The sequence below is a fragment of the Fictibacillus nanhaiensis genome, assembly GCF_023715445.1.
Lineage (GTDB): Bacteria > Bacillota > Bacilli > Bacillales > Fictibacillaceae > Fictibacillus > Fictibacillus nanhaiensis_D.
Window position 1 is genome coordinate 881,669 of sequence record NZ_JAMBOD010000001.1, and the last position, 14,747, is coordinate 896,415.

At 39.1% G+C, this 14,747-nt stretch carries 13 protein-coding genes and 1 riboswitch; of the genes, 1 reads left to right on the forward strand and 12 read right to left on the reverse strand.

All coding sequences use genetic code 11. The annotated features are described in order from the left end of the window. Positions 1-129 precede the first annotated feature (129 nt). The 9 genes from ptsP to M3196_RS04650 form a co-directional block, all read right to left on the reverse strand. The gene (gene ptsP / locus M3196_RS04610) at positions 130-1,845 is read right to left on the reverse strand and encodes a phosphoenolpyruvate--protein phosphotransferase (protein ID WP_251321051.1); all 1,716 of its coding nucleotides are present in this window, start codon (positions 1,843-1,845) and stop codon (positions 130-132) included. Continuing rightward, positions 1,845-2,111 (reverse strand): phosphocarrier protein HPr, encoded by a 267-nt coding sequence (locus M3196_RS04615; protein WP_251321052.1) that lies wholly within the window; start codon positions 2,109-2,111, stop codon positions 1,845-1,847. The genes ptsP and M3196_RS04615 overlap by 1 nt, the downstream gene beginning before the upstream one ends. Before the next feature lie 13 nt (positions 2,112-2,124). After that, positions 2,125-4,197 (reverse strand): glucose-specific PTS transporter subunit IIBC, encoded by a 2,073-nt coding sequence (gene ptsG / locus M3196_RS04620; protein WP_251321053.1) that lies wholly within the window; start codon positions 4,195-4,197, stop codon positions 2,125-2,127. Positions 4,198-4,409: 212 nt separating this feature from the next. Beyond that, positions 4,410-5,255 (reverse strand): glucose PTS transporter transcription antiterminator GlcT, encoded by an 846-nt coding sequence (glcT, locus tag M3196_RS04625; protein WP_251321054.1) that lies wholly within the window; start codon positions 5,253-5,255, stop codon positions 4,410-4,412. Positions 5,256-5,492: 237 nt separating this feature from the next. Continuing rightward, a complete protein-coding gene (locus tag M3196_RS04630; RefSeq protein WP_066243534.1) occupies positions 5,493-5,717 on the reverse strand; it encodes a helix-turn-helix domain-containing protein in 225 nt (74 codons plus the stop codon). 155 nt (positions 5,718-5,872) lie between these two features. Beyond that, entirely contained in the window at positions 5,873-6,340 is a 468-nt protein-coding gene (locus M3196_RS04635) for an acyl-CoA thioesterase (protein WP_251321055.1), read from the reverse strand. A 62-nt stretch (positions 6,341-6,402) separates the two neighbouring features. Further along, positions 6,403-7,158 (reverse strand): succinate dehydrogenase iron-sulfur subunit, encoded by a 756-nt coding sequence (gene sdhB, locus M3196_RS04640; RefSeq protein WP_251321056.1) that lies wholly within the window; start codon positions 7,156-7,158, stop codon positions 6,403-6,405. A gap of 2 nt (positions 7,159-7,160) precedes the next feature. After that, a complete protein-coding gene (gene sdhA / locus M3196_RS04645; protein WP_251321057.1) occupies positions 7,161-8,921 on the reverse strand; it encodes a succinate dehydrogenase flavoprotein subunit in 1,761 nt (586 codons plus the stop codon). 15 nt (positions 8,922-8,936) lie between these two features. Further along, positions 8,937-9,545, reverse strand: a complete 609-nt coding sequence (locus M3196_RS04650; RefSeq protein ID WP_251321058.1) for a succinate dehydrogenase cytochrome b558 subunit — start codon at positions 9,543-9,545, stop codon at positions 8,937-8,939. A 305-nt stretch (positions 9,546-9,850) separates the two neighbouring features. On the opposite strand from M3196_RS04650, the gene M3196_RS04655 reads away from it, so the two are divergent. Further along, positions 9,851-10,297, forward strand: coding sequence for a YslB family protein (locus M3196_RS04655; RefSeq protein ID WP_251321059.1), 447 nt, complete (start codon positions 9,851-9,853; stop codon positions 10,295-10,297). A 374-nt stretch (positions 10,298-10,671) separates the two neighbouring features. Here M3196_RS04655 and M3196_RS04660 read toward each other — a convergent pair whose 3' ends face one another. From M3196_RS04660 to trxA, 3 genes are all read right to left on the reverse strand, one after another. Further along, positions 10,672-11,907, reverse strand: coding sequence for an aspartate kinase (locus M3196_RS04660; protein WP_251321060.1), 1,236 nt, complete (start codon positions 11,905-11,907; stop codon positions 10,672-10,674). Between the two features lie 231 nt (positions 11,908-12,138). After that, positions 12,139-12,327, reverse strand: a riboswitch (Lysine riboswitch). A gap of 65 nt (positions 12,328-12,392) precedes the next feature. Further along, the gene (gene uvrC, locus M3196_RS04665) at positions 12,393-14,144 is read right to left on the reverse strand and encodes an excinuclease ABC subunit UvrC (protein WP_251321727.1); all 1,752 of its coding nucleotides are present in this window, start codon (positions 14,142-14,144) and stop codon (positions 12,393-12,395) included. 285 nt (positions 14,145-14,429) lie between these two features. Further along, positions 14,430-14,741, reverse strand: a complete 312-nt coding sequence (trxA, locus tag M3196_RS04670; RefSeq protein WP_066243558.1) for a thioredoxin — start codon at positions 14,739-14,741, stop codon at positions 14,430-14,432. Between the last annotated feature and the right edge of the window lie 6 nt (positions 14,742-14,747).

Consider the following 14,747-nt stretch of genomic DNA (forward strand, 5'->3'; position numbering starts at 1 on the left):
CATTGTTATCTATTCTGCTAATATTTTTATTAAAATGCAATAAAAATCGTTCGAAATGTACGGAAAAGGACTATGGAAACATCCCATAGCCCTTTTTTTAAAAATTAACACCAACTAGAGTAAAAACTTTTATTTAAAATTCTTCTCTACAAATTCCACAACATCTTTCATTGTATCCATTTGGAGAATTTCATCAATGTGTGCACTGATCTTTTCTTTTGATAGCCCTCTGATCTGACTTCTAGCTGGCAGTACAGAAGTTGCACTCATAGAGAACTCGTCCAGTCCTAACCCTAAAAGGATAGGGATTGCGATCGGATCTCCTGCCATCTCTCCACACATTCCAGTCCATTTTCCTTCTTTATGAGCCGCATCGATCACCATTTTTACAAGTCTTAAAATAGCAGGACTGTAAGGCTGATATAAGTAAGATACTTGCTCATTCATTCTGTCTGCAGCCATCGTATACTGAATCAGGTCATTTGTTCCGATACTGAAGAAATCTACTTCTTTTGCAAAAGTGTCTGCCATAACAGCTGTTGATGGAATTTCAACCATGATTCCTACTTCGATGTTCTCTGAAACTTCTGTTCCTTCTTTAACAAGCTTTTCTTTTTCTTCGATAAGAATGCTTTTTGCTGAACGGAACTCTTCTAGAGTCGCGATCATCGGGAACATAATCTTCAAGTTGCCGAAAGTGCTTGCACGAAGAAGTGCTCTTAACTGTGTTCGGAACATATCTTGTTCTTCCAGACATAGACGGATCGCACGGAATCCTAAGAATGGGTTTAATTCTTTCGGAAGGTTCAAGTATGGAAGTTCTTTGTCGCCCCCAATATCCAATGTACGGATAACGACAGGCTTCCCTTCCATTTTTTCAAGAACTTCTTTATATGCAGTATATTGCTCTTCTTCAGTTGGAAGCTGATCGCGTCCCATATACAAGAATTCTGTACGATATAAACCAACGCCTTCAGCGCCATTTTCCAGAACTCCTTTTACATCTGCCGGCGTACCAATGTTCGCTGCCAGCTCAACCTGAACCTTATCAGAAGAGATTGTTTTTTCGTTTACAAGCTTCGCCCATTCTTCTTTTTGATTCTGATATTGCTTTTGCTTCTCTTCATATGTGGCAATTTCATCTTGAGTCGGATCAATGATAACTTGACCATCCAATCCGTCGATGATGATCATTACGCCATTCTCTACTTTTTCTGTAATCGTCTTTGTTCCTACAACTGCAGGAATCTCCATTGAGCGGGACATGATAGCAGAGTGAGAAGTTCTTCCTCCGATATCAGTTGCAAAACCTTTTACGAATTTACGGTTCAATTGCGCCGTATCAGAAGGAGTCAGATCTTCAGCCAAAATTACAACTTCCTCAGAAATACTCGCAGGCGTAGCAAATTGAACATCTAATAAATGTGCTAAAACACGCTTTGAAACGTCACGAATATCTGCTGCACGCTCTTTCATATATTCGTTATCCATCTGGTCAAACATGTCAATAAACATGGAAGAAACATCATTCATCGCTGATTCAGCATTTACTTTTTCACTTTCAATCTTTTGTTTTACAGCATCAACCAGCTCTGGATCACTAAGGACAAGAAGATGGGCAGCAAAAATCGCTGCCTTGTCTTCACCAAGTTCTTTATTAGCTTTATCTTTAATAACAGTCAGTTCTTCCTTCGACTTTTCAAGAGCTGCTTGGAAACGGTCAATTTCCTGAGCAGAATCCTCAACTGATTTTTTCTCAATTGTCAATTCCGGATTTTGAAGTACAAAAGCTTTTGCGATCGCTATGCCGGCTGATGCTGCAATACCTGAAATTTTTTCAGACATTACTCACCAAGCCCTTCCTTTTTCATTACATCTTCTAAAGCAGCAATAGCTTCTTCTGCATCTGAACCTTCAGCTTTAATAGTAATTTCAGCTCCAGATTGAATACCTAAGCTCATTACGCCCATAATTGACTTTAAGTTAACGCTCTTTCCGTTATAGTCAAGCGTAATATCAGAGCTGAACTGACCAGCTTGGTTTACCAATGTTGTTGCTGGACGAGCATGGATTCCTGATTCACTAGTTACTTTAAATGTTTTTTCTGCCATTTTAATTACCCCTTTATTTTTTGAATGTAATAATATTTTCTTCTTCAATATCCACTGTTCCTGTTTTTTCGACTGAAACAGTTTCTCCCGATAAGTTAGTAAAAACAATCGGCGTAACGATGGAAGGTGCATTCTCTGTTACAAAGTTTAGGTCAACTTTTAGAAGCTTCTGCCCAGCTGTTACCTTATCTCCTTCAGAAACAAAGCTTTCGAAACCTTCACCTTTTAATTTGACGGTATCAATTCCGAAATGAATCAAAATTTCCTTTCCGTTATCTGATTCAATACCAATCGCATGTTTTGTAGGGAAGACATTGATTATCTTACCATTAACCGGTGATACAACCAAACCTTCTGCTGGTTCAATCGCAAATCCGTCACCCATCATTTTTCCGGAGAAAACCTGATCCGGTACTTCTGTGATCGGAATTATTTTCCCTTTAATCGGAGATACGAAACGTTCCTCTGTTGAGGTTGATGAAGTTGGGTTTACTGCATCTTTTTCAGTTGTATCAGCTAACTCGCCTTGCTCAGCTGTTTTTTCGCTGTTTTTCGGCTTAGCAACTGTTTTTCCATTTATAATATCCTGAATTTCACTCTTTATAGTGTCTGAACGGGTTCCGAAAATCGCTTGGATACTGTTACCCATTTCAAGAACACCAGAAGCACCAAGTTTTTTCAAACGTGCTTTGTCAACTTCTTTTGGATCACGAACAGAAACACGAAGGCGTGTGATACATGCATCCAGGTTAGCAATATTAGACTCTCCACCCAAGCCTTCTAAAATATTCGCAGCTAAAGAATCTTTATTGGACGGTCCAACATTTGTTTCAACTTCATCATCAACGATTTCACGCCCTGGAGTTTTCAGGTTCCACTTTTGAATCGCAAAACGAAAACCAAAGTAATAGATGACTGAGAAAACTAAACCAACCGGAATAACCAGCCACCAGTCTGTGCGGTTTGGAAGAACTCCGAATAGTAAATAGTCAATGACTCCACCAGAGAAAGTCATACCAATTTTAACATTTAACAAATGCATAACCATGAATGAAAGCCCTGCAAAAATCGCATGAATTCCAAATAGAACCGGTGCTACAAAGAGGAATGTAAATTCAATTGGTTCTGTGATCCCTGTTAAGAATGAAGTTAAGGCAGCGGAACCCATGATCCCTGCGACAACTTTCTTTTGCTCTGGACGAGCTGCATGATACATAGCAAGTGCTGCAGCAGGAAGTCCAAACATCATGAATGGGAATTTACCTGTCATGAAAGTACCTGCTGTCAGTTCCACATTATCCTTTAATTGTGCAAAGAAAATTGCCTGATCACCGCGTACGAGACCTTCTGCAGCTGATTTATATGAACCAAATTCAAACCAGAACGGTGAATAGAAAATGTGATGAAGACCAAAAGGAATCAGTGATCTTTCAATTACACCAAAGATAAAGGCTGCTAAAGTAAGATTAGAATTAATCATGCTTTCTGAGAAAGTATTAAGTCCATTCTGTACAGGCGGCCATATAAACGTCATTAAAATACCAAGCCCTAATGCTGATACAGCTGTAATAATCGGTACAAAACGTTTACCTGCAAAGAAACCTAAGTATTGAGGAAGTTCTATGTTATAAAAACGTTTATATAGATACGATGCAAGAATCCCGACAATAATACCGCCGAATACACCCGTTTGCAGTGTCGGAATACCAAGCACGTTAGCAAATGACGGATCTTTTCCGATCATATCAGGCGTTACACCCTCAATGACGCTCATCGTAACGTTCATAATTAAGTAACCGATAATGGCAGCAAGACCTGCAACCCCTTCACCGCCAGCAAGACCAACGGCAACCCCTACTGCAAATAATAATGACAAGTTCGCAAATACGATGTCTCCGGATTTCTCCATTACATCTGCAACAAGCTGAAACCATGCTGCATCTAAGGCTGGTATTACTTTAATCAACGCGGGATTTTTAAACGCATTACCAAACGCAAGTAATAGACCTGCTGCTGGCAGAATAGCTACTGGAAGCATTAATGCTTTACCTACACGCTGAAGTACACCAAAAAGCTTTTTCCACATAGGAAGTCCTCCTTTTTTTTATTATGATAACCCTTCCATTTACTTCCGCTAAAAACAAAAAAGACATAAATAAAGAACATAAGCAAATTTACCTAATCAGATTTAATATATCCTAATTAAGTATTTGCTACACTTTTGTTCTTTACTTATGCCTGATCGAATCAGTAACACGTAAAAACGCTTATATATATTCAATTACTCATTACGTTTTGCTAATTGTCATGTCGCGAAAGCCTTTGCAAATGCATGGTTAAGTAAACTGCTTCTGCATGTGGCACGGGCTTATTCAAGGTATTTTGCATAACCTTGATCAACTTCCAAGCCAAATTGTAGCACACAGGATATTCTTCTTTCAACACTTTTGCTAACTTTTCTTGTTCTTCCATAATATCTCCCATCGAGATCCGCTCAATAGCATGTCTTAAGTGCCTTACTAACCGAAGATAGTTAATGCTTTTTGTATCAATCTCCATATCCAGTGAATGTCGAATCATCTGCATAAGTGTATTGATAAGCTGGGAATGTTTTTTAATATCTGTAACACTTTTATTTGTAATCGCACTATGAATATGAAGAGCAACAAAACCGATTTCGCCTTCAGGAAGATGAATTTTCAAGGATCTATTGATCACTTCTATTACTTCCTCAGCAACTGTGTATTCTTTAGGATACAAAGTCTGTGTTTCAGTAAGAAATGGGTTTTTAATATCCAATCCTTGCTGCAGCCTTTTAATGGCAAAAGCAATATGATCTGTTAAGGCTACATGAATGTGCTCATTCAAGTCATTTTCGAATCTTGTTCTGATATGAACGATAACATCGTTTATTACTTCAACAGTTTCTTCATCTATATAGGTTAACAGTGTTTTATATTGCTCTTGTTCATTTTCATTTTTCAGCACAAACAGCTTGTCTACTTGTTCGGAAAGAATCGGTTCGCCTTGTTTTTTGGCAAATCCTATTCCTTTTCCAATCACTATTTGTTCTTTATTTGACGAATCTGTTACGATCACGACATTGTTATTTAATACTTTTTTTACTTGCAGGCTTTTATTCATGATTTTCACCTTTTTCATTAACTGGCCAAAAACACTAACATCTTAGTCATCATATCTGAAAAAGAACTAAAAAATCAATTGCAACTTTTACCTGTATAGAAAACTTAGCTGACCCTGAGCGGTAGTTGAACTTATTTTATTCCTCATCTTGTTTACTTGTTTTTCCATCTATCAGTTAACAAATTATCCTCTAAAATGCAAACTGAAAACGGCTTTCACGTGAAAGCCGCTTCCTGACTAAATCTCGAGTTCTCCAAGCCTCAATAACTCTACAACGGCTTGAGAGCGTCCTTTAACCCCAAGCTTTTGCATGGTATTCGAAATATGGTTTCGAACTGTTTTCTCGCTGATAAATAATTGTTCTGCGATCTCTTTTGTGGTTTTATCCTGGACTAATAGTTCGAAAACTTCTCTCTCTCTTTTTGTAAGTAGAGGCTTCGGTCGGTAGTGTTTATCTTTCAATGAATTCACCCCTCCTTGCTAGGGTTTAGGAACCGCCAACGAATATTGGAAGTATTTAGTCAACATATAGTATGTAAAACCAGCGATGTGAGTGACTTGGTTCAGGTAAAAAGTCCACAAAATATTCCAGTTCCAATAAAAAAAAAGCCCATTTTTTATTTGAAGGCTTTTTGTAAAAAATGATCCAATTGTTTTCTTAGTTCTTCATTCCATTTTAAAGGGCGTCCGCTTTCTCTTGAAATCTGAACAATGGTGCCTCTTCCGGTAAAAACTGCTCTTTCTTTTTCATTTGTTCCCAAATAATGCAAGTCTATGGACGAAGAGCCTATTTCACTTATTTTCACATAAATTTTTAATTTTTCATCATACAAGATTTGTGCCAGATAATCACATTGCAGATCGGCAACTACCGGTATTTCACGTGAATCAGGTGCGCCCCATGCACTCATCAAACCTAATTCTTTAAATAAAGCAATCCTTGCTTCTTCCATATAGATAAATACATTCGTGTTATTTACATGTCCAAAGCCGTCTATTTCCCCAAAGCGAACGTTCAATTCATGAAAAAAGTGAAATCCTTTTCTCCAATCTTCCATATTTGAAATATAATCCTGTTTCGCCATTGTTTCTTTCCACCTTTGTTAAAAAAAGCTTCTCCCTATCGAGAGAAGCTTTTCTTCTGTAATTATCGATCACTGCCAAAAAAGTTCTTGAAAGCTTGGAATGTTGTATCACGGTTAAGTGCAGCAATGGAAGTTGTTAAAGGAATTCCTTTCGGGCAAGACTGAACACAGTTTTGAGAGTTACCGCATTCTGCTAAACCTCCGTCATCCATAATTGCATTTAAACGTTCTTCTTTGTTCATTTCACCTGTCGGATGCGCGTTGAACAATCGAACTTGAGAAAGTGGAGCTGGTCCGATAAAGTCAGAATTTGAGTTTACGTTTGGACAAGCTTCCAAGCAAACACCGCATGTCATACATTTTGATAATTCATACGCCCATTGACGTTTTGTTTCAGGCATACGTGGTCCAGGACCCAGATCATACGTGCCATCGATCGGGATCCATGCTTTAACTCGCTTAAGAGCATCAAACATTCTGCTTCTGTCGATTGACAAGTCGCGAACAACAGGGAATGTTTTCATTGGCTCTAAGCGAATCGGCTGTTCTAATTGATCAACAAGTGCGGTACAAGATTGTCTAGGCTTTCCGTTGATTACCATTGAACATGCACCACAAACTTCTTCTAAACAGTTCATTTCCCATGTTACTGGAGTCGTAGCTTCACCTTTTGCGTTTACAGGATTTCTTCGGATTTCCATTAGAGCAGAAATAACGTTCATGTTTGGGCGGTGCGGAATTTCAAATTCTTCAGTATACGGGGCAGTCTCTGGATTATCCTGTCTCGTGATGACGAATTTAACCATTTTAGCGGTCATGCTTACACCCCTGCTTTCTTCTTGGAATAGTCGCGTTTTCGCGGTTGGATAAGCGAAACATCTACTTCTTCATATTCAAACTCAGGTCCGTTCGTTGCTGGATTAAATTTCGCTTTTGTTGTTTTTAGCCATTGCTCATCATTACGTTCAGGAAAATCTGGCTTATAATGCGCTCCACGGCTTTCATCACGGTTAAGTGCACCGAGTGTAATAACACGGGCAAGCTGCAGCATGTGCCAAAGCTGACGAGTAAATGAAGCTCCCTGGTTGCTCCATTTAGAAGTATCGTTAATGTTGATATTCTTGTAGCGCTGCATTAATTCTTGTATTTTTTCATCTGTTTGCTTCAATTTATCATTGTATCTAACAACTGTTACATTATCAGTCATCCATTCTCCCAATTCTTTATGGATCACATATGCATTTTCAGTTCCATCCATAGAAAGGATGTTGTTATATACTTCTTGATCTTTCTTCACTTGGTTTTCAAAGACAGAAGAAGAAACATCTTCAACCGTTTTTTCCAATCCTTTAATATATTTAACTGCAGATGGTCCCGCTTGCATACCGCCAAAAATAGCAGATAATAGAGAGTTAGCTCCTAATCTGTTAGCCCCATGGTATTGGTACTCACACTCACCTGCAGCAAATAGACCAGGGATATTAGTCATCTGATCATAATCTACCCACATGCCGCCCATTGAATAGTGAACCGCAGGGAAGATTTTCATTGGAACTTTACGAGGGTCATCTCCCATGAACTTTTCATAGATTTCAATGATTCCGCCAAGTTTGATATCAAGTTCCTTAGGATCTTTATGTGAAAGATCCAGGTATACCATGTTTTCTCCGTTAATCCCTAGCTTAAGGTCTACACAAACATGGAAGATCTCACGAGTTGCGATATCACGAGGAACAAGGTTTCCATATGCAGGATACTTCTCTTCAAGGAAATACCATGGCTTTCCATCTTTATAAGTCCAAACACGTCCGCCTTCACCACGTGCTGACTCACTCATTAAACGTAGTTTGTCGTCACCAGGAATAGCCGTAGGGTGAATTTGGATAAACTCACCATTTGCATAATAAACGCCTTGCTGATAAAGAGAAGATGCAGCCCCACCAGTATTAATAACTGAGTTCGTAGATTTTCCAAAGATAATACCAGGTCCTCCTGTTGCCATGATGACAGCATCAGCAGCAAATCTGGCAATTTCCATAGTTTTTAAGTTTTGAGCTGTTATACCGCGGCACTGGCCTTCATCATCAATAATTGCTGATAAAAATTCCCAGCCTTCATACTTCGTAACAAGTCCTGCAACTTCATGACGTCGAACTTGCTCGTCAAGTGCATATAAAAGCTGCTGGCCTGTAGTAGCACCGGCAAACGCCGTACGATGATGCTGAGTACCACCAAAGCGACGGAAATCAAGCAATCCTTCTGGTGTTCTGTTGAACATTACACCCATACGGTCCATTAAATGGATGATCCCAGGTGCAGCATCACACATTGCTTTAACAGGAGGCTGATTCGCTAAAAAGTCCCCGCCGTAAACTGAATCATCAAAGTGTTCCCAAGGTGAATCTCCCTCACCCTTTGTATTAACAGCTCCGTTTATACCGCCTTGAGCACAAACAGAATGCGAACGTTTTACTGGTACAACTGAAAAGAGGTCGACATTTACACCAGCTTCAGCAGCTTTAATGGTAGCCATTAATCCGGCGAGACCTCCGCCAACAACAATAATTTTTTGATTACTCAATTTGTCTCACCCCTTTTAAATGAATGCAAAAATAGTACGCACGCTAACGATAGCTAAAAGAACAAACACACCCATCGTTACGTAAGTTGAAATCTTCTGTGAACGAGGCGAAACAGTAAGGCCCCAGCTGACAAAGAACGACCATAGTCCGTTAGCAAAATGAAATACTGCAGATAAAACTCCGATTAAGTAGAACGCGATCATAAATGGAGAACTTAAAATATCGGCCATCATAGAGAAGTTTACTTCATGTCCGAACGCAGCTTGTACACGTGTTTCCCAAACATGCCATGCAATAAAAATCAGTGTAATAACGCCTGTTACACGCTGAACGAGGAACATTGTATTGCGGAAATATCCATAGCGGCTAACGTTATTTTTAGCCTGGAATGTAATATAAAGTCCATAAACCGCATGAAATAAAATTGGTAAGTAAATTACGAACGTTTCTAGGAAAATACGAAATGGCAGATTTTCCATAAAATGCGCTGCGGCGTTAAATGCATCAGCATCCTTTGTTGCAAAATGGTTTACAACTAAATGCTGAACTAGAAAAAGCCCGATAGGAATAACTCCTAAAAGTGAATGAATCCTTCTGTTAACAAAATCCTTACTGCCAGCCATTTTCTTGCCCCCTTCAAATTTAGCCTCTCTCTGGCTGCTAATCTTTTGTTCCTCTCCACATGTAAGCGTTTTAAGTTTCCCCATTAAGAGGAAAAGTGTTAAACAATTAGTTTAATCAACTAGCAACATGTCCATTTTACTCCCATCGTTTGACACCGTCAAGAAAACGCTAACAACTAAATTAGGAGATTTTATTGATACATCAGCGTTTTTTCATTCTTAACAATTTCGACAAATACTGATTGTTGCTATAGAGTTTGATCCCTTTACCCGTTATAATAAAAATTAGAAAGAAGGGATGCAGAATGTTTAAACAAAAAACAAAGGACGAGACCACCCCTGCCGAAAAGCCTTCTGTTTCAGCTTTTGGGTACGAGATCCTTCGCAGCGATTTGTTACCTGAACTTCTTGGTAAACAAGAAAGAAATATTCTATATTGGGCCGGCAGACACCTTGCCAGAAAATACCCTTTACATACGATGGAAGAAGTCACCGCTTTTTTCTATGAAGCGGGCTGGGGTAACCTTGAAATGATAGAAGCATCAAAAACTGAAATGGTGTTTTCACTTCATTCCATGATTATTGAACAGCGTATTCAAAATTTCCAGCATCAAACTTTCAGCTTAGAAGCTGGTTTTTTAGCAGAACAAATTCAACTGCAAAAGAAATGTACAACTGAAGCACTTGAGTCAATGAAACGCAATAAAGTTTCCATTACGGTCCAATGGGATAAAAAAGATATCATCGAATAAGCAAAAGCCGGCATAAGCCGGCTTTTTTCAATTGTAAGACTCTTCTCTAAAGGCTTATTTCTAAATGATTGTTGCATTTGAATTTTTAACGAGTACGCTTCGTTGAAAGTGGATAGAAGCTTAAAGTGCGAGACTACTGCGGGAGCAGCGTGCCAGCCACCTGAGAAATTTCTTGCAAGGTATGCGACGAAGAAGCCCGTTTCGGCAGAATAGGCTTGCAGACGCAGGAGCACACATACTTCCTTGAATATGAATCTCTCTATCCATCTCCACCAAAGCTCAACTTACCCCTCGCGGAAAGCGAGCATCCTGAAGCGGAATTCAACTGCTTCTACTAGTACCCGTTCACGAAAAAAGCCAATTGCAAAGAATGCTTATTTTTGAACAGGAACACGTGCATCCAGTTCAAATGTGTCATGAAGTGTTTCAATTGATTTAATCATATCTTCTTGTTTAACAACCGTTGATACTTTAATCTCGGAAGTACTGACCATTTTAATCATTACACCTTGGTCAGATAACGCTTTAAACATTTTTGCTGCGACTCCAGGGTTGGAGATCATTCCTGATCCAATGATAGAAACTTTAGCAAGACTGCCTTCATGACTGATAGATTCAAAACCTAATTTTTCCTGATGAGCAGCAAGTACTTCCTGTGTTTCGGACAATAGGCTTGAGTCAATAGAGAATGAGATATTGGTCTTTTCTTCGTTCATCACATTTTGAATAATAATATCTACATTTATTCCATTGCTTGCTAAAATCGTGAACAAATCAGACAATGTATTAATTTCGTTAGGCATGTTAGTAACCGTAATCTTTGTTATGTTACCTTCAAATGCTAAACCTCTAACCATTAAGTTTTGTTCCATTGTTGCTTCCTCCTCTACTAACGTTCCTCTTTCATCACTCATGCTTGACCGGACTTCCAGTTTAATGGAATAATTCTTTGCAAATTCAACAGCGCGCGGATGCAGAACACCTGCACCAAGATTAGCCATCTCTAGCATTTCATCGTATGAAATGGATGGGATTTTTCTTGCTGTTTTGACAGCCCGGGGATCAGTCGTATATACACCCGTTACGTCTGTATAAATGTCACAGCGATCTGCTTGAAGTGCAGCCGCCAATGCAACAGCTGTTGTATCAGAACCGCCTCTTCCAAGAGTAGCAATATCATTTGTCTCCGGAATCAAGCCTTGGAAACCTGCAACGACCACAATATTTCCATCTTTTATAAGCCCATTTATTCGTTCTGAATCAATATTTAGAATTCTGGCATTTGAATAATTGTTCTCCGTTTGGATTCCTGCTTGCCATCCAGTTAATGAAACTGCTTTATACCCTTCCTGATGTAAAGCCATCGTTAACAGGGCGATCGTCACTTGTTCTCCTGTAGTGAGAAGCATATCCATTTCTCTTTTAGAAGGATTTTTGCTGATCTGTGCGGCAAGCCCTACAAGTTCATCTGTCGTTTTCCCCATTGCAGATACTACCACGACCACTTCATTGCCTTTGTTGACTTCGTTAATGATTCTTTTTGCAGCGTTTTGGATCCGTTCAACTGAACCTACACTTGTACCGCCAAATTTTTGTACGATTCTCCCCATCTTCTCCAAATCCTTTCCTGTTGTAATTTCTATCGCTTTTATTAGAAAACTTTGTAGACGCTTAAATTTGAACGTCTGCTTAGTTGCACTTTACTTTCAACTTAAACTTTTAACCCCATGATACTCATCATGTAGAAAAATTATATTTTTCTGAAAGTAAAATCAAAAAAGCAACAATAAGGAAAAACCCTATTGTTGCTATATCCGCAGCAAGCCAAGTTTGTTTCCCCCTAGTGAGATAGTCCTCCACACAATTCCTGGGGGGAATGGTGTGACAGCTCTGTATTTATTCAATACAGGTCCAGCATAAAAGGCTAGAAGTCCTTTTACACTTCGGCAAGAATCCCCTTTCCACCATCTTCATAAGAGCTTCTACTCTTCAGATGGGCTACTATTGGTTCCTGCTCCTCTACCATCACTTCATTCGAAGCATGGCATTTTTATAAAGTTGGATTCATTTTAACAAAGTTATAATGTGACTGCAACTAGTCTTTTGAAGAAAATGCTTTATTAATTTCTTCTGCTACTCCTCTTGGGACTCCCGCTTCCTGAATCTCTTCGACTGTTGCCTCTTTCATTTTTTTCATTGAACCGAAATGACGAAGCAGCATCTTCTTTCTTTTTTCTCCTATACCCGCAATTCCGTCCAAAGTAGACTCAAACATACTTTTAGAACGAACTTTTCTGTGAAATGAAATGGCAAACCTGTGAACTTCATCTTGTACTCTTTGAAGCAAGTAAAATTCCTGGCTATTTCTTGGAAGATGAATCATCTCAGGGGGATCGCCAAGCCATAACTGGGATGTACGGTGCTTCTCGTCTTTTGAAAGCCCAGCAACAGGGATAAATAAATTAAGTTCGTTCTCAAGTACATCTTGGGCAGCAGAAATCTGGCCTTTTCCCCCATCAATAAGGATCAAACTAGGCAATTCCCCTTCTTCTCTCAGCAATCTGGAGTATCTTCTGCGTACCACTTCTTTCATGGAGGCATAATCATCAGGACCTTCTACAGATTTTATCTTATACTTTCGATAATCTTTCTTATAAGGTTTCCCGTCTACAAAAACGACCATAGCTGAAACCGGATCTGTACCGTGAATGTTGGAGTTATCGAACGCTTCAATGCGGTACGGCGGGGCTATCCCCATTCTTTCGCCTAAGTTTTCAACAGCTTTAATGGTCCGGGCTTCATCCTGCTCAATGAGAGCAAACTTTTCATTAAGCGCAAGGGTCGCATTCTTCGTGGCTAATTCAACAAGTTCCTTCTTCTGCCCTTTTTTTGGCTGAAGTACTTTTACCTGGAGGAGCTGCTGAATCATATCAGCATCAACCCGTTGAGGCAAGAGGATCTCTTTTGGAAGCAAATGATTTTTTTGCAGATAAAACTGGCCGATAAATGTAAGCAAGTCTTCATGTGCTTCACCATAGAAAGGAAAAACAGATATATCCCGTGCTATGACTTTCCCTTGCCGTATAAAAAAGACCTGTACACACATCCAGCCTTTATCAAAATGATATCCGAACACGTCTCTGTCTACTAAATCAGAAGTCATCATCTTCTGCTTTTCCATTACAGCTTCAATATGCTGGATCTGATCACGAAGCTCTTTGGCACGTTCGAAGTTTAAAGCCTCAGATGCCTCAAGCATTTTTTCTGCCAGCTGATTTTTCACATCCTGATAACCGCCATTAAGGAACTTGATAATGCCTTCTACCATCTGTTTATTGTGTTCATCTGTAATGTCATACACACAAGGACCCAAGCACTGGCCAATATGGTAATAAAGACAAACTCTTTTCGGCATCGTATCACATTTTCTTAGCGGGAAAATTCGATCAAGGAGCTTTTTCGTTTCTTGTGCAGCATACGCATTTACAAAGGGGCCGAAATACTTCCCCCCATCTTTTTTTATCTTCCGTGTGTATAAAAGACGAGGCTGTTTTTCAGAAGTTACTTTTAAGTAAGGATAGCTTTTGTCATCTTTCAGCATGACGTTATATCGGGGATCATGCTTTTTGATCAAGTTCATCTCAAGAACAAGAGCTTCCATTTCCGTTGAAGTAACAATATATTCAAAGTCTCTGATCTCACTGACTAAACGCTGTGTTTTTCCGTCATGCGAACCAGAAAAATAAGATTTTACCCTGTTCTTTAATACTTTTGCTTTTCCTACATAGATTACTTTTCCAAATTCATTCTTCATTAAGTAGCAGCCGGGCTGATCTGGAAGCAGCATCAATTTTTGTTTAATCGAGGTCAATTATTATCCACCCCCCTGTTCATTCACTGTTATTTATACATAATATCATAGAAATGGACTTTTTTAGTTTATGCAGCTTATCCATTATACCTTTTAATTTTTAAAAAAAGACCTGCAGGAGCAGGCCAATTTGCATCATGACTCATTTTGTATCATTGGAAGGATACTCTGATGTTTTTTGACAGGTCTCCTCCTTACAGAGCACATTCCCGAAATCACATTGCCAAATAAAAAAAGCCCGAGTACCGGGCTTTCCGTAACTTACTTATGTTTGTTCAGAAGTTCAACTAGCGCTTCTTTTGGCTGGAATCCTACAACTTGATCAACCACTTGACCGTCTTTGAATACTAGCAGTGTAGGAATACTCATTACACCATATTTTCCTGCTGTTTCTTGATTCTCATCAACATCCAGCTTAACTACTTTCAGTTCTTCCATTTCTTGATCAACTTCTTCAAGAACTGGCGCAATCATTTTACAAGGTCCGCACCATGGTGCCCAGAAATCAGCAAGTACTAAACCTTCGTTCGTTTCTGTATTAAATGTTTGATCTGATGCATTAACAATAGCCATTTATTT